This window comes from Vreelandella sp. L-25, from assembly GCF_056857535.1.
Genome location: NZ_JBSXNH010000075.1, coordinates 58,277 through 78,132, shown reverse-complemented (window position 1 = coordinate 78,132; position 19,856 = coordinate 58,277). Strand labels below are relative to the sequence as shown.

Annotated in this window: 19 protein-coding genes; 8 read left to right on the top strand and 11 right to left on the bottom strand. The window is 59.0% G+C overall.

The window, feature by feature from the left end; all coding sequences use genetic code 11:
- The first annotated feature begins 58 nt into the window (after nucleotides 1-58).
- Nucleotides 59-784, top strand: a complete 726-nt coding sequence (gene deoD / locus AC13CN_RS12635; protein ID WP_253557125.1) for a purine-nucleoside phosphorylase — start codon at nucleotides 59-61, stop codon at nucleotides 782-784.
- A 37-nt stretch (nucleotides 785-821) separates the two neighbouring features.
- The gene (gene cdd, locus AC13CN_RS12630) at nucleotides 822-1,229 is read left to right on the top strand and encodes a cytidine deaminase (protein ID WP_044629006.1); all 408 of its coding nucleotides are present in this window, start codon (nucleotides 822-824) and stop codon (nucleotides 1,227-1,229) included.
- Nucleotides 1,230-1,368: 139 nt separating this feature from the next.
- Here the strand turns inward: cdd and AC13CN_RS12625 are convergent, their stop codons facing one another.
- The 5 genes from AC13CN_RS12625 to AC13CN_RS12605 form a co-directional block, all read right to left on the bottom strand.
- Entirely contained in the window at nucleotides 1,369-2,352 is a 984-nt protein-coding gene (locus tag AC13CN_RS12625; protein ID WP_172515545.1) for a LacI family DNA-binding transcriptional regulator, read from the bottom strand.
- 84 nt (nucleotides 2,353-2,436) lie between these two features.
- Complete coding sequence (locus AC13CN_RS12620) at nucleotides 2,437-3,699, bottom strand: ABC transporter substrate-binding protein (protein WP_253557126.1); 1,263 nt, start codon at nucleotides 3,697-3,699, stop codon at nucleotides 2,437-2,439.
- Nucleotides 3,700-3,762: 63 nt separating this feature from the next.
- Entirely contained in the window at nucleotides 3,763-4,812 is a 1,050-nt protein-coding gene (locus tag AC13CN_RS12615) for a Gfo/Idh/MocA family protein (RefSeq protein ID WP_044629003.1), read from the bottom strand.
- On the bottom strand, nucleotides 4,809-5,588 hold the full coding sequence (locus AC13CN_RS12610; RefSeq protein ID WP_253557127.1) for a ThuA domain-containing protein: 780 nt from the start codon (nucleotides 5,586-5,588) through the stop codon (nucleotides 4,809-4,811). Before AC13CN_RS12610 ends, AC13CN_RS12615 begins: the two co-directional genes overlap by 4 nt.
- A gap of 140 nt (nucleotides 5,589-5,728) precedes the next feature.
- Nucleotides 5,729-7,138 carry a hypothetical protein gene (locus AC13CN_RS12605; protein ID WP_044629001.1) on the bottom strand — a complete coding sequence of 470 codons (1,410 nt, stop codon included), beginning with the start codon at nucleotides 7,136-7,138 and terminating at the stop codon, nucleotides 5,729-5,731.
- A gap of 111 nt (nucleotides 7,139-7,249) precedes the next feature.
- On the opposite strand from AC13CN_RS12605, the gene AC13CN_RS12600 reads away from it, so the two are divergent.
- Both AC13CN_RS12600 and AC13CN_RS12595 read left to right on the top strand, forming a co-directional pair.
- On the top strand, nucleotides 7,250-8,224 hold the full coding sequence (locus tag AC13CN_RS12600; RefSeq protein WP_253557128.1) for a DnaJ domain-containing protein: 975 nt from the start codon (nucleotides 7,250-7,252) through the stop codon (nucleotides 8,222-8,224).
- 31 nt (nucleotides 8,225-8,255) lie between these two features.
- A complete protein-coding gene (locus tag AC13CN_RS12595) occupies nucleotides 8,256-8,687 on the top strand; it encodes a hypothetical protein (RefSeq protein WP_058575949.1) in 432 nt (143 codons plus the stop codon).
- On the opposite strand, the gene AC13CN_RS12590 is transcribed toward AC13CN_RS12595, so the two are convergent.
- Nucleotides 8,604-11,030 (bottom strand): mechanosensitive ion channel domain-containing protein, encoded by a 2,427-nt coding sequence (locus AC13CN_RS12590; protein WP_483053188.1) that lies wholly within the window; start codon nucleotides 11,028-11,030, stop codon nucleotides 8,604-8,606. The genes AC13CN_RS12595 and AC13CN_RS12590 overlap by 84 nt on opposite strands.
- Nucleotides 11,031-11,156: 126 nt before the next feature.
- Between AC13CN_RS12590 and AC13CN_RS12585 the strand changes: the two genes are divergently transcribed.
- Together AC13CN_RS12585 and AC13CN_RS12580 are read left to right on the top strand one after the other, a co-directional pair.
- Entirely contained in the window at nucleotides 11,157-12,155 is a 999-nt protein-coding gene (locus AC13CN_RS12585; RefSeq protein ID WP_474188273.1) for an amidoligase family protein, read from the top strand.
- The gene (locus AC13CN_RS12580; protein ID WP_044628996.1) at nucleotides 12,148-12,816 is read left to right on the top strand and encodes a gamma-glutamyl-gamma-aminobutyrate hydrolase family protein; all 669 of its coding nucleotides are present in this window, start codon (nucleotides 12,148-12,150) and stop codon (nucleotides 12,814-12,816) included. Before AC13CN_RS12585 ends, AC13CN_RS12580 begins: the two co-directional genes overlap by 8 nt.
- On the opposite strand, the gene tpx is transcribed toward AC13CN_RS12580, so the two are convergent.
- Nucleotides 12,813-13,316, bottom strand: a complete 504-nt coding sequence (gene tpx, locus AC13CN_RS12575; RefSeq protein ID WP_044628995.1) for a thiol peroxidase — start codon at nucleotides 13,314-13,316, stop codon at nucleotides 12,813-12,815. The genes AC13CN_RS12580 and tpx overlap by 4 nt on opposite strands.
- 112 nt (nucleotides 13,317-13,428) lie before the next feature.
- Here tpx and AC13CN_RS12570 point away from each other — a divergent pair, with 112 nt between their 5' ends.
- Nucleotides 13,429-14,139 (top strand): glutamine amidotransferase, encoded by a 711-nt coding sequence (locus AC13CN_RS12570; protein ID WP_044628994.1) that lies wholly within the window; start codon nucleotides 13,429-13,431, stop codon nucleotides 14,137-14,139.
- Here the strand turns inward: AC13CN_RS12570 and nfi are convergent.
- Both nfi and AC13CN_RS12560 read right to left on the bottom strand, forming a co-directional pair.
- Nucleotides 14,136-14,825 carry a deoxyribonuclease V gene (gene nfi, locus AC13CN_RS12565; protein WP_044628993.1) on the bottom strand — a complete coding sequence of 230 codons (690 nt, stop codon included), beginning with the start codon at nucleotides 14,823-14,825 and terminating at the stop codon, nucleotides 14,136-14,138. The genes AC13CN_RS12570 and nfi overlap by 4 nt on opposite strands.
- A 141-nt stretch (nucleotides 14,826-14,966) precedes the next feature.
- Nucleotides 14,967-16,679, bottom strand: coding sequence for a DEAD/DEAH box helicase (locus tag AC13CN_RS12560; protein ID WP_044628992.1), 1,713 nt, complete (start codon nucleotides 16,677-16,679; stop codon nucleotides 14,967-14,969).
- A 571-nt stretch (nucleotides 16,680-17,250) separates the two neighbouring features.
- Here AC13CN_RS12560 and AC13CN_RS12555 point away from each other — a divergent pair.
- Complete coding sequence (locus AC13CN_RS12555) at nucleotides 17,251-17,733, top strand: PRC-barrel domain-containing protein (RefSeq protein ID WP_044628991.1); 483 nt, start codon at nucleotides 17,251-17,253, stop codon at nucleotides 17,731-17,733.
- 81 nt (nucleotides 17,734-17,814) lie between these two features.
- Here AC13CN_RS12555 and AC13CN_RS12550 read toward each other — a convergent pair whose 3' ends face one another.
- Nucleotides 17,815-18,807, bottom strand: coding sequence for a glutathione S-transferase family protein (locus AC13CN_RS12550; RefSeq protein ID WP_044628990.1), 993 nt, complete (start codon nucleotides 18,805-18,807; stop codon nucleotides 17,815-17,817).
- Between the two features lie 81 nt (nucleotides 18,808-18,888).
- A complete protein-coding gene (locus AC13CN_RS12545) occupies nucleotides 18,889-19,809 on the bottom strand; it encodes a LysR family transcriptional regulator (RefSeq protein ID WP_228219463.1) in 921 nt (306 codons plus the stop codon).
- Between the last annotated feature and the right edge of the window lie 47 nt (nucleotides 19,810-19,856).

Sequence of the window (19,856 nt, the reverse complement as noted above, 5' to 3'; positions counted from 1 at the left end):
GCCTGAATGCCACTGATTGGGTTATTCAGGCCAAACATTTTTTAGAGAGGAGTGTTCCATGGCTACCCCACATATCAATGCCGAGAAGGGCGATTTCGCCGATACTGTACTGATGCCCGGCGACCCGCTGCGCGCCAAGTACATCGCAGATACCTACCTGGAGAACGTGCGCCAAGTAAACGACGTGCGCAGCATGTTCGGCTACACCGGCACCTACAAAGGCCGCGAGATTTCCGTAATGGGCCACGGTATGGGCATCCCCTCCGTCTCCATTTACGCCAAAGAGCTGATTACCGATTACGGCGTGAAGTCGATCATTCGCGTGGGCTCCTGCGGCGCGGTACGTGACGATGTCAACGTGCGCGACGTGGTGATCGGGCTGGGTGCCAGCACCGACTCCAAAGTGAACCGCATGCGCTTCAATGACCACGACCTGGCCGCCATTGCCGACTTCGAGCTGGCCAGCCACGCCGTGGCGGCCGCCAAAGCGCAGAACGTCGCCGTGAAAGTCGGCAACATCTTCTCGGCGGACCTGTTCTACAACCCGCAAACCGATATGGCCGAGCTGATGAAGCGCTACGGCATCCTCGGCGTCGAGATGGAAGCCGCTGGCCTGTACGGCGTGGCAGCTGAGTTCGGTGCCCGCGCACTGACCATCTGCACCGTGTCTGACCACATTCTGAAAGGCGACTCGCTCTCCAGCGCCGACCGTCAAACCACCTTCAACGACATGATGGTGATTGCGCTCGACACCGTTCTACGCGACGACGCTGCCAGCGCTTAACCGCTTGGAATCAAGCGCCCACTGAGAGGATAACGCCATGAGCCAAGCGGATCAGGCCCTGGTAGACACGCTGTTGACCACCCTGGGCAACGCCTACGCGCCCTACTCCAACCACCCGGTTGCAGCGGTCATGGAGTGCCCGGATGGTCAGCAGTTTGCCGGTAGTAACGTGGAAGTGGCCCACTACAAAGGGCTATGCGCCGAAGCCTCGGCCATTTCCGCCATGATTACCGCTGGCCAGCGCGAGCTTGCCAAGGTATACGTCATGGGCCCTGGCGAGCATCTCTGCACGCCCTGCGGCGACTGCCGCCAGCGCATTCGCGAGTTCGCCACCCCCAGCACGCAAATCATGGTGCTCTCCAAGCAGGGTGAGGTGCTAAAAACCTACACCATGGACAGCCTGCTGCCCGATGCCTTTGGGCCGGAGCAGCTGCCGGGGCGTTAGAAGGCCATGATTTACGTTATGAGCGCAGGCCAGACAAGGCGAAATTAACCGAAAAAGCGGAGTTTACAGATAGTAAATGAGCATTTTGAGGTTAATTTCAACGCAGTATGGACAAGCGTAATAGTAAATCGGGGTCTTCTTAGCTCGTTTCTCGCAACACAAGCGCCACCGGCAGCGACACGTGCCGGGGCGCTTTTCCCGCCAGCGCTTCGCTCAACAGCTCGACACTCATCGCCGCAATGGCCGCAATATCCTGGCGCACGGTGGTTAAGCCTGTAGCTAAGGTAGGCAGGTCGTCAAAGCCGGTAACGGCCACGTCTTCGGGCACACGAATATCGCGATCTTCCAGCGCGGCGACACAGCCGAGCGCCAGCTCGTCGGTAGCGCAGACCAGCGCATCGAACGGTAGTGGATCGTCGTAGTTGAGAATACGGTTAAGGTAGCGGTAGCTAGTGAGCGAGTCGGACGTAAACCGATAGGGCAGGCTGAGTAGCTGCTCGCTAAGCGCTGCCTCTGCCATCGCTTGCTGGTAACCGGAAAGGCGGCTGTGGGGGCGCGGTACGTCCAACTCTCCGCCCACAAAGGCAATCCGCGTTCGCCCTTGTTGAATCAGATGCTGAGTGATCTGGTATAGCCCGGAGACATCGTCCGGAGCCACCGAAAAGCCTTCCCCCGCATTGCCAATGCGTACAAACGGTATGTCCGCCGCGCGCAGCACGCCTGGGCGCTCGTCTTCACCCGTTTCCCCTAGCAAAATCGCCGCGCCCGCCCGTTCGGGCAGCTCATGGGTTTGGTCGTGGTGGAAAAAGATCGGCACCATGCCCTGCTGGTGCAGCGCGACGGTCAGGTGCTGGTAGAGCAGAATATAGTAAGGGCGCAGCTCGATATCTTGCCGCCCAAGGGAGATTCCTACGACGGCGGCTTTGCCGCTGATGAGCTGCCGCGCCGCCGCGCTGGGCTGATAGGCCACTTCGCGGCTGATGGTGAGGATTTTGTCGCGCAGCGCGTCGCTGATCCCTGGCTTGCCATTGAGTGCCCGGCTTACCGAGGCAATCGAGACCTCGGCACGCCGGGCGATTTCACGAATGGTGGCGGTTTGCGCGCTCGGTTTGTTCTGTTTCATGCCATGCCTCAGCCAGTCGGGCCCTGATTGTACAAAAAGCGGGGCCGAAAATCGCTGAATGCACGGACGCTAATGCCGCTTGCGCTACCAGCCACGCCGCCCCAATCGCGCCAGCTCGCTATCCAACTGCTGCACCGCCTGCTCCGGCGTGACGCTGCCAGACAGCGCGTCGTGCACGCGGTTGAAGATCGCGTTGGAGACCCGCGGGTAGGCATCGCCGGTGACGCTGGCCGGGCGCGGCACGCCGTTCATCACCGTCTCATATAGCTCGCCGATAAACGGCTGCGCGGCCAGCACGTCTTCATCCTCATAGAGCGCTGGGCGCGTGGGGTTGCGGCCAAACTCGATGGCGTGGGCTTTTTGCTGCGCTTCAGCGGTGAGATAAGCCACCAGGTCAGCGGACGCCTGCGGCTCATCCGAATAGCGGGACACCGCCCAATTCCAGCCGCCCAGCGTCGCGACGGACTCGCCCTCTGGCCCGCTGGGCAGCGGCGCTACGCTGAACTTGTTCTGGATCGGCGTGCCGTCCGCTTGGCCCAGCGACCACACGTAGGGCCAGTTGCGCATAAACACCGCGTTGCCCGCCTGGAAAACGCCGCGAGCCTGCTCTTCCATGTAGTTACGCACACCTTCTGGACTGATATCCCCCACCCAAGAAGCCGCTAACGCTAGGGCTTCCACCGCCTGGGGATTGTTCACCGTGACCTGCCCCTCGGCATCCACAAAGGTACCGCCGCCGTAGCTCGCCACCCACTCCAGCGCGTTGGTGGTCAGTCCCTCGTAGGCACGCCCTTGAAAGACGAAACCATGCATGCGCTCGTTACCCGCTTCCCGCTCGGCGTTTTGAATGCGCCGGGCAGTGTCGGTCAGCGCTTGCCACGTCTGCGGCACGTCAGCGCCGTACTGCTCGAGCAGATCATGACGGTAGTAGAGCAGTCCAGCATCGGTAAACCAGGGCAGCGCGACCAGCTTGCCCTGCACGGTGTTGTTCTCCATCAGCGAGGGAATAAATCCTTCTGCTGCGCCTTCCGGCAGGTAATCGTGCAAATCCACCAAGTGCTCTGCCAGCAGGCCCGGCCAGACGATATCCACCATCAGCACATCAACATCTTGGGATTGGCTGCCCAACAGCTGTTGATAAAGCGAAAGCTTTTCCGTAGGCGAGGCTGGCGTGGTGACGATATTGACCTGATGGCCGTTGGCCTCGGCCCAGCGCTGGGCAAGCGCCGGGCAGAAATCCGCCGCCCCGCCATCGCCACAGGCCACGGTGATCTCGGCGGCCAGAGCAGGCAGTGCCACAGGCAGTAACGTCATCAGCAGCAACGGTGTTTTCAATGTTGAGCGCATCGTGGAATCCTCATCTTGTTATTGGGTGTCTTGCGGTCAGAGATGCTCGATGAAATCTGCTGATCAACTGGCAATTGCCAGGCTGCGGTCCTCCAGGCTGGAAACGAAACAGGCGTCCAGCACGGTTTGAATGGCCGCACCGCGAGCAAAATCGGGCTGGTCGTTCTCCCCCGTGCGAATGCTCTCGATAAAGCGCTGATAAATGCTGGGCGTGGGCGGCGCCTTGACCGTGCTCCAGCGGGCAGGATGCACATCGTCGTTCAGGCACACCTGTACCTCGTCTTTGGAGGCATCCAGATCCACGCGGATGGCGCCTTTATCACCGTGAACGCTCAGCGTTAACGAGTTGTGGTGGCCGGTGGCCCAGCGGGTCGCCTGGATGGTGCCCATGGCACCGTTAGCAAAACGTACGCGCATCAGCGCCGTGTCGTTGGCGTCCAGCACGTAGTCGCCAATGCGGTTATCCGGCGCTTTATCGAAGCAGGTCAGCTCGCAGTTCACCCGAGTGATATCGCCCACCGGGAAGCTGGCGAAATCGACGATATGCACGCCCACATCGCCTAGCACCCCTTTGCTGCCGTGGGCTTCCGAGAGCCGCCATAGCCATTGGCTCTCTTGGTCCCAGCGGCCCCAGGCGTTGCTGACCAGCCAGCTTTGGCGGTAGCTGGCGTCCACATGGCGCACGGTGCCAATGGCGCCGCCGGTGACGAGCGCGCGGGCGTGCTGAATGGCAGGGGCGTCCCGGTAGCTCAAGTTGACCATGTTGATGACGTTGGCGGCCTGGGCGGCGGCGGCCATCTCATGGGCATCCTCGGCGTTGGTAGCCAGGGGCTTTTCGCACAGGATATGTTTGCCCGCCGCAATGGCGGCCAGCGACGTGGCCTTGTGCACGCCATCCGGAGTGACATTGCTCACCGCGTGGATATCGTCCCGGGCCAGCATGTCGTCCAGCGACTGGTAAACATCGGCAATGCCATGGCGCTCGGCGAAGGCCTGGGCCTTGGGGAAATCACGGTCGCATACGGCAACCACTTCGACACCTTCGAGTCGGCCATAGTGCTTGGCGTGCTCGCCCGCCATGCTGCCCGCGCCAATAATCGCGATACGGATCATTTGAACCCCTCCTCACCGGGTTTGTGCAGGCTTTCGCCCTTGATCTCGACCGGGTTGGGCGCCTGGTCGGCGGGGACGTTGGGGCAGCTGTCGATCCACCGGGAGCCTTCCGGCTGCGCCCAGACCACGGCATTTTTGAGCACCCGCTTGACCTGCTCGTCGTAGTAGATCGGGTAGGTTTCGTGGCCGGGGCGGAAGTAGAAAACCTTGCCGTTGCCACGCTTGTAGGTCAGGCCGGAGCGGAACACTTCGCCGCCTTCGAAGGCACTGATGAAAATCACTTCGTCCGGGTTGGGTACCGCAAAGGGTTCGCCGTACATTTCGGTATGGGGCAGTTCAATGTAATCGCCGAGCCCTTGCACGATGGGGTGGCCAGGATTCACTACCCAGAGCCGCTCACGCTCGCCGGCTTCTCGCCATTTCAGCGAGCAGGTGGTGCCCATCAGCCGTTTGAAGATTTTCGAGTAGTGGCCGGAGTGCAGCACAATCAAGCCCATGCCCTGCAGCACGCGTTTTTGCACCCGGTCAACGGTCTCTTCCAGCACGTCGCCGTGGGCGGCGTGGCCCCACCACAGCAGCACATCGGTATTCTCCAACGTCTCTTCGCTGAGCCCTTGTTCTGGGTCTTGCAGCGTGACGGCGGTAGCGGACAGCGCCTCTGACTCATTCAAACCGTCGGCGATGCACTGGTGCATCCCGGTAGGATAAATGCGCGCTACCACCTCGTTGGTTTGCTCGTGGACGTTCTCGCCCCACACGGTGATTCGCAGTGTCATCGCTCTCTCCCAAGCGTGTTCGTGTATGACTTCACCAGCCGTTTCGACCGGCGCCTGGGCAAAAAGTAAACGTTTACGCGATTAGAGTAAACGTTTACTTATTAGCTTTTAGTCGCATCTTCAATGTCGTGCCACAGAGATTATTTATCGGTGTTTTCCGCCACGCGTTCTACATCCACGATGCCCGAGCGGCTGACCACGACCTTCCAACGAGCAAGATAGGGCGTGTCCTCGCTGCCGGTTTCACGTATCACTAGGTTGAATAGATGACGCCGCTCCACACTCTCGCGCACCACCTGACCATCTTTGAGCCGGTAGATGTGATGTTTCTCTTTGCTCATTAGGCGGGTCAGCATCGAGAGGTCGATATGCAGCGTTTCGCGGGTGTGTTCATAACCACTGAGAAAGCGCGTTGGCGACATGCGCGAGCTGGAGCGATAGTGCATCACCACCTCGTCACGCTGGGCCACGGTGCGCCGCCGCATCTGCTGAATATCGTCATCCAGAGCGGAATAGCGCTTGTAGTCGAACCACTCAAGTTGCCGCCCTACCAGGGCGTTGCGGGTGGGGTCGATGTATTGGCGACGCCATTTGGGGCGGCCACGGCGTAGCCAGCGCCATAGCGTGTTACGCAGGTCATCTTTGAAGACTTCCCGCAGCGCATAGAGCAGCGCCATGGCCAGCACAAACAGTGCGGTAATATCCCCCAAGGCGTTGCGTAGCTGCAGAACACCCAGCGACACAAACGCCATCACCACCGCCGTGGCCAGCGCTTTGACCGCCTTTTGTTCGCCGCTACCCAGCTCCAGGGTACGCTGCTTGAGGGTGATCGGTTGCTCAATCAAGAGCCGCAGCAGGCGCATTTTATTCGACATGCGAGTCGGATCTTCCATGACCCGTTCGGCGTTGTACTCCTGGGCCTGACGGTACTCCCCTTCGCGCTGGCAAATGGTAATAAAGCGCCGCTTGATATCACTAAACGGCCCGCCCCGTGGCATATGCGCGACTAGAGCTAATAGCTGCTGCTCGGTGAACCAGGAGAGGTAGTTGTCGATATTGGCAAAGTATTTATAAAGACGCTCGTCGCTGGGCGGGTTGCGCCGCAGGCGTTTGAGAATGCCGTCACTCAGGTCACTCATTTCCGCGAGCCGTTCGGTCAGTGCGTTGGCCTTCTCATTCCAGGCGTCTGGCTCATCGGTTGGCTCGCGACGCAGCTTACGGGCGTCAGCCAGCAAGGCTTGGGTGGTGCGCTCCAAGGCCCCCACGTATTGATAGGCGTAAAGGCTGAGGCTCAAGCGGTAAGAGTCGCTACCCAACTGGTTACGGCTAGCCAATCGGCTATGCACCAGCGGCAAGTGATACTCGTCGCTGTAGTAAGTGCGCGAGACACTGATCGCACCATGATAAAATGCCTCTTCGGAAATGACGTGAGTGCTCAACCCAAGCTCTTTGGGCACGAACAAATACACATCGAGCGTATGCGAGGTTTCTTCTTTTAGCCGCCGCGATAGGCGCAGTTGGAAGCTATTTTTACGCTCAACGTTGATCACCTCACGAATCTCCTACTTCATTGCCAAACACGATGATATACCATGGTGAGCTCGCCATAGTGGTCTGCTAAACAGAGGCTACGGTTTACTACTTCGCCTTGGAGCTAGGGAATGTCCACCGCCCGTTTTTCACCCTTTGAGCTGCTGCTGCTCAAAAGCCGCAGCCAAGTGGATACGGCCACACTACTACTGCTGGGCTGGGTGCTGGTGCACCGCCAGCACGTCTCGGAAGGCCAGCGGCGTCGCCGCTTGGCCCAGGTGACATCGCAGTTTCGCCACGGACACGAACTGGGGCCGGTGATGAGTATTGCCCACAGCCAAGACCTGCACGCCATTCAGCTGGCCGCCGAGGTGGTACGCAAAGAGTGTTCTAAAGAGCGTAGCCTGAGTGTGATGCACCAAGCGATTACCGTGGCCACGGACGACGGCGATATCTCGCTTGCCAACCATTATATCCTGCGTTTTTTAGCCGATTTGCTAAACGTAGCGCCGGCCACCTTGGGCACGCTTTTTCAAGAGCTGACCGGCCAGCCCTTGCGCCCACCAGAAGACCCAAGCCGCGACGCCTATTGGCAAACCCACGACCCGGCTTATTACGCCCAGAAGGCGCAAGAAGAGGCCGACGCCGCCCAACGCGAGAAGGCATCGCAAGAACAGGCTGAACAGCAGCAGCGGGCCAAAGCCGATAAACAGCAGGAAAAGAAGCAGAAGCAGCAGGAAAAAAAGCAGCAAAAAGAGGACGCCCGCCGTGCCAAAGCGCGGGCGGAGCAGTCCAGCGCCGAACAGGCCCGAGCCGAACAAGCGCGTCAGGAGCGAGCACGCCAGGAACAGGCGCGACAAGAGGAGTCACGACGACGCCAGCAACGTAGCAGCCCACCGCCTCCCGATCGCACTACCCGCGCCCTGGCCGTGCTGGGGTTAACCCCCGGTGCCAGCAAAGCTGACGTGCGCCGGGCATATCGGCGCATGGCTCAGCTACACCACCCGGACCGCTTCTACTCCGAGAGCAAGCACCAGGTCGCTCTGGCGTCGGCGCGTTTTCAACGCATCAAAAATGCCTATGATTATTTGATGCAAACCTACTAATCACTACGCTTGGAAAGAGACTTCCTGGATTATGCGCGACCTGTACCAACGCCTCGCCCTGACGCCGGATGCCAACAACCAGCAGATTAAGAGCGCCCTGGCCCGCTGCCCCAATAGCGCACTACGCCAGGATGCTACCTCCGTGCTCGCCGTTGCCCCACACCGGGAAACCTACGACACCCTTCACCACACCCTGAGCGACATTGGGCGCCTGCGCGCCCGGTTGGGCCTAACCCACGGTGCCCATTGGCAGGGCGATGTGGCCAATGATTTTTCGCTGCCGCCAGATAACGCGATCTCCCGCCACGATGAGCTAGTTGACCGCGTCAGCCACGCGGTCTCGCTCTATAACCGCTGGCGTCGCCTGCGGGGGCCATGGTTACTCATCGCCGTTTTCACCGTGGGGGCGGGCATAGGCCTCGCTTTGGGGTTTGCCTTGAGCTTGGGGCTTGGCTTGGGCTGACGTGCCGTGGCGCTCCCGCTCGTCTTGACGGATTTCCGCCTGAGTGGGGCGTGGTGCGGGCTTCGGGGGCGCGGGCTTTTTATGTGGCTCTTCATTGGAAGAAGAACGGCTCTCCTCGCCCCGCTCCATGCTTAAATCGGTGCCGGAGGTGTCTTCCATACGCGACTCAGAGCGCGCTTCCATGCTGACACTCAAACGCGGTACGCCCAGGTCGATCTCTTGTGCTTCCATGCGCTGCTTCAGCAGCAGGTTAAAGGCGCGGGAAACATCCCACTGCATTTCCGGTGCGGTGCGAAAACGCATCCGCAGGATGGGGCAGCCCTCTTCGAAGCCCTGCACGCCCTGCATCTCCAGCGGCGACCAGATGTAGTGGCGCATCATCGGGTCCTTGCGCAGCTCCTGGGCGGTCTCCTGCATCAGGGTAATCGCATCGTCGATTTTCATATCGTAAGGAATGCGAATACGCATCAGCGCAATACCGAACTGGCGGGACATATTGTGGATCGATTCGATACGACTGAAGGTGATGATGTGCAGCACGCCGTCCAGGTCACGCAGCCGCACGGTGCGCAGTGTTAACCCTTCTACTGTGCCCATATGGCCGTTGATCTGCACAAAGTCATCCACCGCCAACGAGTCTTCAATCAGAATAAAAATACCAGTGATTAAATCCTGCACCAGGGTTTGGGCACCAAAACCAATCGCCAGACCGATCACACCGGCACCCGCCAGCAGTGGCGTGACGTTCACCCCAAGGTTGGCTAGCCCTGCGATCACCGCGATGATGAGAATCGCTACGAAAATGACGTTGCGGATCATCGGCGTGATGGTTTGCGCCCGCGCCTGGTTCACGCGCCGCCCACGGGAGCGAGCCGAAGAGGTCAACGCCCGCTGAATGGCCGTATCGGCAAAAATCCATACCAGCCAGGCCAGCAAAACCGTAGCACCAAGGCTCACCAGTGCTTGCCCGATGCGGGCGCTGGCCACCGCCTGCTGGCCTAAACCAAACAGCGAACCGCCCCACACTTGCATAGAGAGCTCGGCGAACACCATCCACGCGCAAATATGTGCCAGCACGAACCCGAAACGTTCCAAACGCTTGCGGTACTGACTGAAGCGGCGGCGATGGCGGCGCTTGTTGAGCCGCTCGGCTTGGCGGCGCAGCAGCCCGGTCGCGACTAGCGTCAGCACTAGTAAACTGGCAGAGACAATCGAGCGCGCCAGGGCCGTGCCCACATCCCCCACGGTAATGAAAATCGCTAGCAGCGAGCCGCCAACCATTAAAAGCGCCGGGATATGCCACAGCCCTCCCAAGGTACGAATCATCTCAACCGCGGCGCTGGCATCGCGGCGCTGCTTGTAAGGCCGGTTGCAAATCAGATGACGTATGGGGCGCTGAAACTTAAAGATAAAGCGCGCCGATATCAGCGCTGCCAGCATGTTCGCCAGCACCGATACCAAGCCGGAAAGCTCTGCGCCCAGTAGTTCTACTAAGCGCGTGGAGTTCACCGCATCGCCCAAGGCAATCAGCGCGCCAATCACAAACAGGCCACGTAGCGCTTTGTGCTGTAACACCTGCACTGCCGGGAAGCGATGGCCCCGACTGAAGAAGGCGATCACGGTCTCAAACACTACCGAGAGCGCGCGGCCACATAGGCAGATGTACGCCACCACCAGCACCACGGCACGCCCTGGGCTGTAAGGCAGGATTTGACCGATGCCGAGGGTAATGGCGAAGGCCAGCGTCCACGGCAGCATGCGACGTAAAAAGTGCACCGCCAGCAGCCACGCTTTGGGGTCGCGGGGAAGATCCAACGGCCAGTGGCGACGCGTGGCGACTAAGCGGCCAAAGGCAATCATCACTACCAACAGCGCGCTCCATACAAAGGCCAACACGGCGCCGTCGGCCACCGCGCGAATGACCTCCCCTTGGTCAGCGCCCTCATGTAAAGCGCGTAAGTCATCCGCCCCCTGCACTAGCTGGCGTGACCACTCGTCAATCGGTGAATCTCCCGCCTGGGCCTGTTCGCCAATGTCGGTTAGCGTATCGGCCAGCGCGCCTAACAACCCCTGGCGAACGACACCATCCTCCTCGGCGGCCTCGGTGCTCACCTGCAGCTCGCGCAGCGAGTCCAGTAGTGCGGTGCGCTGCTCCTCATTTTCGAGCATGGAGATCACATTGCCAAGCGAGCGCTGAAAATCTTCGTTACTTACCTCGGACTGTTCCGACGAGTCGCCACCCGTCAGGTTAGGCAAGGAAACACTCTGCGCCAGTGCCGCCGCGCTGAGCAGCATGCTGAGCACTACGCCTACGATGATTTGGGTTATCCAGTGCTGTCGCACACGTCACTCCCGACATAGACCGGCCACAGGTACCGGTGATTAACATTTACTTCGTTGATTACGCTCAGCCTCAACGCGTGACTATGATAGGCTGACCCTTCAAACGTTCCTCTCAAGGATACCGAGATGACGCTGCAAGCCCCACCCAAACGCGTAAATAAAGATGGCCAAACACGCTGCGTCGGCGTTGAAATCGAGTTTGCCGGGCTACCGCCCCGCGAGACGGCTGAGCTGGTGCGCACGCTATTTGGTGGGGAGCTTAACGTGGTCAGCCCTCATCGGCTACAGGTGGAAGGCACACGTTGGGGAGAGTTTGGCATTGAGCTGGATACCCAATACGCCCACCCTGATAAAGCACTGCTGGAAGAGCACCATGAAAGCGACAGTGAATGGGCGCGCCAGCAGCACCAGCGGCGAGTAGAGTTTCACCAAAAAACCCGCGAGCTGATCGGCGATATGGTGACCGGCTTGGTGCCCACCGAAATCGTCTGCCCGCCTATTCCTTGGGACGAGCTAGAAACACTCGATACGCTCTTTGAAACGCTGCGGGAAAAAGGCGCCAAAGGCACCGATGCCAGCCTGCTCTATGGTTTTGGTCTACACCTGAACCCTGAGGTGGAAAGCCAGGAGGTGGAGTACCTGCTCGCCATGATGCGCGCCTACCTGCTGCTAGCCAATTGGCTGCGTGAAGAAATTAAGGTGGATATCACCCGCGAAGTGCTGCCTCACGCCAACCCGTTTCCCAAGGAGTACGCCCGTAAGGTGCTGGATCTGCGTTACCAGCCGGACCTAGATACCTTCATCGACGACTACCTGGCCGATAACCCTACCCGTAACCGCGAGCTGGACCTTCTGCCGCTGTTTGCCCACCTGCGCCCGGAACACCCTCACGCGCTGCTGCACGGCCAGTTGACCAAGCCACGGCCCACCTTCCATTATCGGTTGCCCAATGCGCAGCTGTCGCAGCCGGGCTGGGGCAGCGTAATGGAGTGGAACCGCTGGGTGGAGGTAGAGAAGCTGGCCCACGATCAGAACAACCTTCACGCCCGCTGCCAGGAGTACATGGCCGAACAGCGCCAGCCCTGGTGGCAGCGCCTCAAGCGCAGACTGTTTGGCCATGTCTAGACCCCTGATCGGCATCACGACCTCGGATTACAAAAGCCAGCTTGCCTGGTGCTTCGACTGGTTTGCCGTCTGGCGTCACGGCGGCAGGCCGCTGCGGCTTTCCCCTTCCCGCCCCTTGCCAGAGCATCTGGACGGCCTGATCATTGGCGGCGGGGACGACATTCAAGCCCACCTGTACGGCGGCGAAGTGCAGCTCGACGTGCGCTTGGATCCCGCCCGGGACGAGTTAGAATTGAGCTTGTTGAATCGGTTCATTCCGCAAAACACACCGGTGCTTGGCATCTGCCGGGGCGCTCAGTTAATTAACGTACATTTGGGTGGCACGCTGGACCCCGATATTTATACGACCCATGAAGGCTTGAAGCGGCGGCGTACCGTGCTGCCCCGCAAAACCGTCGATATCGTCGGCGGCAGCCAACTGTATCAACTGCTGGGCGTCACTTGGTGTCGGGTGAACAGCCTGCATCACCAGGCCGTTAACCAGGCGGGAAAAGGCATTAAAATCGTCGCGAGAGACAGAGATGGGCTAGTGCAGGGGATTGAGTCCGAAGCCCACGACTTTCTGATTGGCGTACAGTGGCATCCCGAATGGCTAATCTTCAACCGCCCCCAGCAGCGTTTGATACGTGCGCTGGTGAAGGCGGCCAAGGCGCCCCGCTAGCCTTTCAGTGCAGCCAATGCCGCGTCGTAATCAGGCTCGTTCTTCAACTCGCTGACCAGCTCGCTGTGCAGCACGCGGTTGTCCGCATCCAGTACAACGACCGCGCGGGCACACAGCCCTTCCATGCTGTTGTTACACAGCGCCACGCCCCAGGCTTCCTGGAACTCCCGATGACGGAAGGTGGAGAGCATCTCAACGTTATCCAGTCCTTCGGCTCCGCAGAAGCGCTTGGCGGCGAACGGCAGGTCAGCCGAGACTACCAGTACAACGGTATCTTGCAGGCTGGAGGCCAGCTCATTAAACCGCCGGGTAGACATCGCACAGGTGGGCGTGTCCACACTGGGTATAATGTTCAACACTTTACGTTTGCCTTGGTAGGTGTCCAGCGTGACATCTTCCAGGTCGCTGTTGGTCAGCGTCATCGCCGGGGCAGCTTGCCCAACGACAGGTAGAGTACCTGCTACATCTATCGGCTGCCCTGCACGAGTAATCTGTTGCATATCAAGCTCCTAATGTATGGTAAAACGGTAATTAAACAAGACGTTTCAGCTTACAGCGTAATGACCTGATTCGGCTATCTTTCCACCGCCGCGATACGATAACGAGAATGCCATGGCCTCTTTAGTCATTATTAAAACCGGGGACGCCTTCCCTGAAGTGGTCGACCAACACGGTGATTTTGAGCAGCTGTTTATCCGGCGGCTGAACGATGCGTTACCCGAGCAGTTAACGCTAAAGGTGTGGGATGCGCGGCTGACGGCGACGCCTCCCGACGACATTGCAGGTGCCGTGATTACCGGTTCTCACAGCATGGTGAGCGAGCAGCCCTCCTGGAGCGAGGCGCTAAAACCCTGGCTGCAGCAAGCACTGGCCGATAACCTGCCGCTGCTGGGCGTTTGTTATGGCCATCAGCTAATGGCGGCGGCGTTTGGCGGTATTAGCGACTATCACCCCGCTGGCCGAGAATCGGGCACTCGGACGGTACGCTTAACCCAGGCAGGCCAGCAAGACCCGCTCTTTAGCCAACTACCCGGGCACTTTCCTGCTCACCTCACCCACGCACAGTCGGTGATGCAGCTTCCTCATGGCGCTACTATTCTGGCCCACAACTGCCACGACGCCCACCAAGCGCTACGCTACGGGCCGCGCCAATGGAGCGTGCAGTTTCACCCTGAGTTTTCACCGCCCGTCATGCGCGCCTACATTGAGCGCCAGCGCGCAGCCCTGCGTGACCAGGGTGACAACCCAGACCAGCTACTCAATGAGATTAGCGAGACGCCAGAAGCGACCAGCCTGCTGCAGCTTTTTATCGACTTTATTTAACGCTTCTTTTGATCTCGCCGCGATGCCAGCCGATCTGCCAAGCGGGTCGGCTCAGGCAGCTTGGTTGGGCCCAGGCAGCGCATTACCCACTCAAGGGAGGTATCCAGCGAAAGCCGATGCCCCGGCGAGACGAATACCGGCTTTACGTTCCCCCGCGAGCGTAGTACGGCACCAATCACCTCCTGCCCGGCCATGAGCGGTACCCAATCGCCCCGCGCTTCACCAACCTCTGCATGCTTACCAGTCAACCGTGACTTGGCGATACCGATGGTAGGTAGATCAAGCCAAAGCCCTAGATGTGCCGCGACCCCTAGCCGCCTGGGGTGGGCGATGCCTTGGCCATCGACCATCACCAGCTGTGGCTGAGTCTTGAGCTTGGCAAACGCACCTAGCACAGCGGGGATTTCGCGAAAGGAGAGTAGCCCTGGAATATAGGGCATGCGTGTGGGTTCGCGATGCACCACTTGCTCGACCACCGGTAGATACGGAGCCTCTTCTGGCAACCACTGCAACACCACCACTGCCGCCCGCGTCACCGCCCCGCCCTCTTCAAAGCCAATGTCTACCCCCGCGATATACCTCACCGGGTTGATGCGGTCACGGCTCTCTAACTGCTGGGCGAGTTGTGACTGCAGCGCAATCGCCTGTTTGGGTGACAGGCTCCATTCGTGTAGCGCAGCGTCCATGCATGCTCCTTGTGACTATCAAAGTGAAGTACGTATAGCGTAGCCAAAAAAAATCCCCCTACGCCAGTTGGCGCGAGGCCAGTGGCATAGGGGGATCGACGTGACTCAAGCGTTAGGCGATGTTAAGCGCCCAAGACTGAGTTACGCACGTTCGCGGCGGCGAACCGGCGCATCACCATCGTCACGACGGCGGCGCGGTGCACGCTCAGACGCACGGTCTTCGCTGATTTCCAGCGGGCGACCGGCCACACGGGCACGAGCCATCTTGGCCAGAATGGTAGACGGCAGACCGCTAGGCAGTTCAACGACCGAGAAAGCGTTGCGAATATCGATACGACCGATACGCGCGCCTTCAATGCCGCCTTCGTTCGCCAGCGCGCCGACCAGTTGACCCGGCTTCACACCGTCTTTATGGCCAACGGAAACACGGTAGCGGGTCATGCCTTCGCTGGGCGCGCTGGAGCGCTCGCGACGAGCACCGCCCGGCTTGCCCGGTGCGCCATCGCGCGGGGCACGCTCTTTGCGCGGTGCCTGAAGACGACCAATCGGCGCTTCGTCGGCGCGGGCCATGGCGGCAAACGCGCAGGCCAGCTCGACGGCGTCGTGACCCTCTTCCACCAAACGCTCGACCAGGGCACGCTGCTCTTCTGCACCTTTCGTCAGCGCGGCAACAACGCGATGATGGAACACTTCATCACGGTGGGCGCGAATAGCGGCTTCGTCAGGCAGCGGCATTTCAGTCATTTTCTGACCGGTTGCCTGCTCCATCCAACCCACTTTGCGACCTTCACGGAAGCCCGCGAAAGTGATTGCGATGCCGCTACGGCCCGCACGACCGGTACGACCGATACGGTGGGTGTAGGCTTCAGCGTCTTGCGGCAGGTCGTAGTTGATAACGTGCGTAATACGCGGAACGTCAAGACCACGGGCAGCAACGTCAGTCGCAATCAGCACGTCCACTTTGCCACGCTTCAAGCGGGTAATCGTGCGCTCACGCAGGCTCTGATCTAGATCACCCGATAGGCCAGCGGCGTTGACGCCACGAGCAGTCAACTGCTCGACCAGCGTGGTACAGGCAGCACGTGTACGTACGAACACGATGGCCGCATCCACCGGCTCCACTTCGAGAATACGCGCCAGCGCTTCCAGCTTGGCACCACCGTCGACACGCACGAGGCGCTGCTCGATGTTTTCACCTGTGGTGGTACGCGACTCGATCGCCACCTTTACCGGGTTGACCAAATAACGGTTGACGATGCGCTCGATTTCAGTCGGCAGGGTCGCCGAGAAAAACACACGCTGAGCATCTTTCGGGGTATCGGCAACCACGCGTTTTACGTCGTCGATAAAGCCCATGCGCAGCATTTCGTCGGCTTCGTCCAGCACCAGCGCAGACAGGCCATCTAACTTCAGGCTGCCACGATCCAGGTGGTCAATCACGCGGCCCGGCGTGCCCACTACCACTTGGGCACCACGCTTCAGCGCCCCTAACTGCTCACGGTACTCTTGACCACCGCAGAGGGTAGCCACTTCCAACCCCTGAAGGTTTTGGCCATAACGGCTAAAAGAGACGGCGACCTGTTGAGCCAGTTCGCGGGTCGGCGCAAGCACCAGTACCTGGGGCTCGCGACGCTGCATGTCGAGACGCGACAGCAGCGGTAGTGCGAAAGCAGCGGTTTTGCCGGTACCCGTTTGCGCTTGGCCCAGCATATCGCGACCTTCCAGCAACGCAGGAATGGTCTGCGCCTGGATGGGTGAAGGAGTTTCATAGCCCTGTGCTTCAACAGCAGACAGAACGGCAGGCAATAGAGCCAGATCGCCGAAGCTCGGCGAGGCGACAGAAGTCGAGGTCATTAATCACACCTTGGTAGGCCGGAAGAACCGGCAAAAAACATCGTAAGCGTCTCTGACTCTGTTTTCATGCAGCGCGTAACAGTACGCTGCAAAAGAACAAGGCTCCGCATCGCGGATATCGTCATCAGTGGAGTCGGAGACGCCGGTCGCACCTGGCATTCGGTTGGCAACACCGCATTTGCGGGCCAACCGCTGTGGCGACCTTCTGCGCCGATTTCACCCGTTTGGTGAAATGCTGGAGGCGCGCCATCTTCACAGCAATGAACATCCAGTCGAGGGGATGTTCCTGCAAACGTTCTGCTCAATGCCACAAGGCCACTGAATCAACGCTTGCCGTCGTGATGGAGGGGTCAACACATGCGAGGAGCGCGCATCCTACCACCCCACTGGTGAGCTGACCAGCTTTTTTACTTTAACCAATATCATCCTGAAACTTGCACTTGTTCACTATTGGTCTAACCTGAGAGGTGCCTCACGTTGTTCAAGAACTTCAAGGCGTGATGCACATGAACTGGGATCAGATTATTGTTAGCGTTAAAACGCTACTTTTATAGCCACATGGAGAGAAGCTATGCGTAAATCAATCCTCACGACTGCAATTACAACGGCACTGCTTGGCGGTATGGCCTTTAATGTTCAGGCGCAAACAGAGCCGCAGGGTATGTACTCTGCCGATGATATCCTTGATGCAGAAGTGTTCTTTGCCAATGGGTCAGGCGAAGAGATTGGCGAAGTCGATGACATTTTGTTTGACGAAGAGATGCGTATTTCAGCCCTCGTAATCGAGAGTGGTGCTGTACTTGGCTTAGGCGGACGCGAAATTGTAGTGAACACTGACCAATTTACGCTTGAAACGCATACTGAAAACGATGGCGACACTGAGCATCGCATCATGTTGGAAGCTACATCTGAAGAAGTGGAGTCATTCCCAACGTATGATCGCGACTGGTGGGAACAAACCAAAGCGAACGCACGCGATGCTTGGCAAACCACTAAAGAAGGTGCACAGAGCGCTTGGCAGTCTACTCGTGAAGCAATAGATGCCAACGAGTAACACGTTTGTTTGCTGATACACAGCAATATAGGAAAGGGCCACCCAAGCGGATGGCCCTTTTTCGTACATAGCGTACAGCATTTAGCGGCGACGTATCCCCTGTCCCGGTAAACGCTCCCGGTCGTGCGGGCGCATAAAGTCCAGTAGCGGGCCTGCTGGTACAATACGCGTGGGGTTAATCGTGTCGTGGCTGTAATAGTAGTGTCGCTTGATATGATCCATATTGACGGTCTCCGCCACACCCGGCCACTGGTAAAGCTCACGCACGTAGTTGGAAAGGTTCGGGTAATCTTCAATGCGTTTGAAATTGCATTTGAAGTGGCCAAAGTAGACCGCGTCAAAGCGAATTAGCGTTGTGAAGAGGCGAATATCCGCTTCGGTGAGCCACTCCCCCGCGAGGTAGCGATGCTCTGCCAGTCGCTTCTCAATGCGCTCTAACGCATCAAAGAGTGCGGTCACGTGCTTCTCATACACCTGCTGCTCGGTGGCGAACCCGGATTTGTAAACGCCATTATTGATATGGTCGTATACGTCATCATTTACTTCGTCGATGACGCTGCGCAGATCTTCTGGGTAGAAATCCAGATTATTGCCTGTCAGCTCATCGAAGGCTCGGTTGAAGATACGCAGCAAATCAGCGGATTCGTTATTGATAATCGCGCTGCGCTGTTTATCCCACAATACCGGCACCGTGACCCGCCCAGTGTAGGTCGGGTTGGTCATGGTATAGAGCTGGTGGTGAAACTCAGCGTGATTGATCGGATCGCCGCTGGCGCCTTCGTCTTGATGGTATGTCCAACCGTTGCCCAGCATCAGCGGGCTAACGTGAGAAGTACCTATCAACGGTTCCAGACCTTTCAGTTTGCGCATGATCAGCGCACGGTGCGCCCAGGGGCAGGCGAGCGATACATAAAGGTGGTAGCGATCCGCTTGGGCCGGATAACTGTCGCCTTGCGACTCTTCACTACTGCCCACCCAATCGCGCAGTTGCGCGGACTCACGTACAAACTCACCGCCATGCTTTTTGGTGTCATACCACTGGTCTACCCACTCACCGTTTACAAGCAGTCCCATCAGGCGTCTCCTACGTTGAACGTTTTATACTGTGATTGACGTTCAGCATACCCCCGACTGATTCAGGCTCAAGCGCATGTTTTACGGCTGTTCATTCGAGGGAATCGAACGTTGCTCGCAGACTTCTTTTACTGCCCGCTTTAACGCTGCCGCCATGGCATGGGCCGCAGGGCCTGCGCGGTCACGGTCACGGAAGATCAATTGAACGGGGACTTCGCGTATACCCCCGGCGCTTAGCGGCAGCGGCTTCAACTGACCGCTGGCCAGCTCATCGGCAATACGCGTTTCCGGTATCCAGGCAAACCCTAGCCCGCGACGCAGCATATCTAATGACGTACTCACATGCCCGACCGTCCAGCGCTGCTCGGCTTTTAACCAGCCAGCGTTGGTAGACTGGCGTAGCGCCGAGTCGCGCACCACTAACTGTCGATGCTGCGCCAAGTCGCGCAAATCCAGCGAGCGCCCCAACTGATGCAGCGCATGGCCTGGATGCGCGACGGCCACAAAACGCACATTCACTAGCGGCTCCCCCAGAAATCCCTGCGCTTCGATGCCAGAAATCACCAAGTCCGCCCGGCCGTCGTAGAGCATTTCAGTACCGCCATTGAGCACGCTCTCGTGAAGCTGCACTCTGACCTGCGGGTAGGTGTCAGAGAAGCGCTCCAACGCTTTTGCCAGAGCAGCCGCAGAAAAAATTTGGTCGATGGCCACCACCACTTCAGCCTCTAAACCCGCCGCAAGCCGCGACGCTACATCTTCCAGTGACTCCGCACTCTCGATCAATTGGCGCGCACGGCGAAGCAGCAGCTCGCCTGCTTCTGTTAGGCGCACCTGTCGACCTACCGGCTCAAGCACCTGAATACCCAACTGCTCTTCTAATTTATGGACCGCATGATTAAGCGTGGAGGGACTTTTGTGGATAGCCTCTGCCGCCCGTGCGAATCCACCGTGATCCACCACGGCGGCCAGCATCTGCCACTGCGCTAGTGTTACCCGAGACATTTCGATTTCCTCGACGCCATACAGCGAAACAACCCACTTCATCTTCG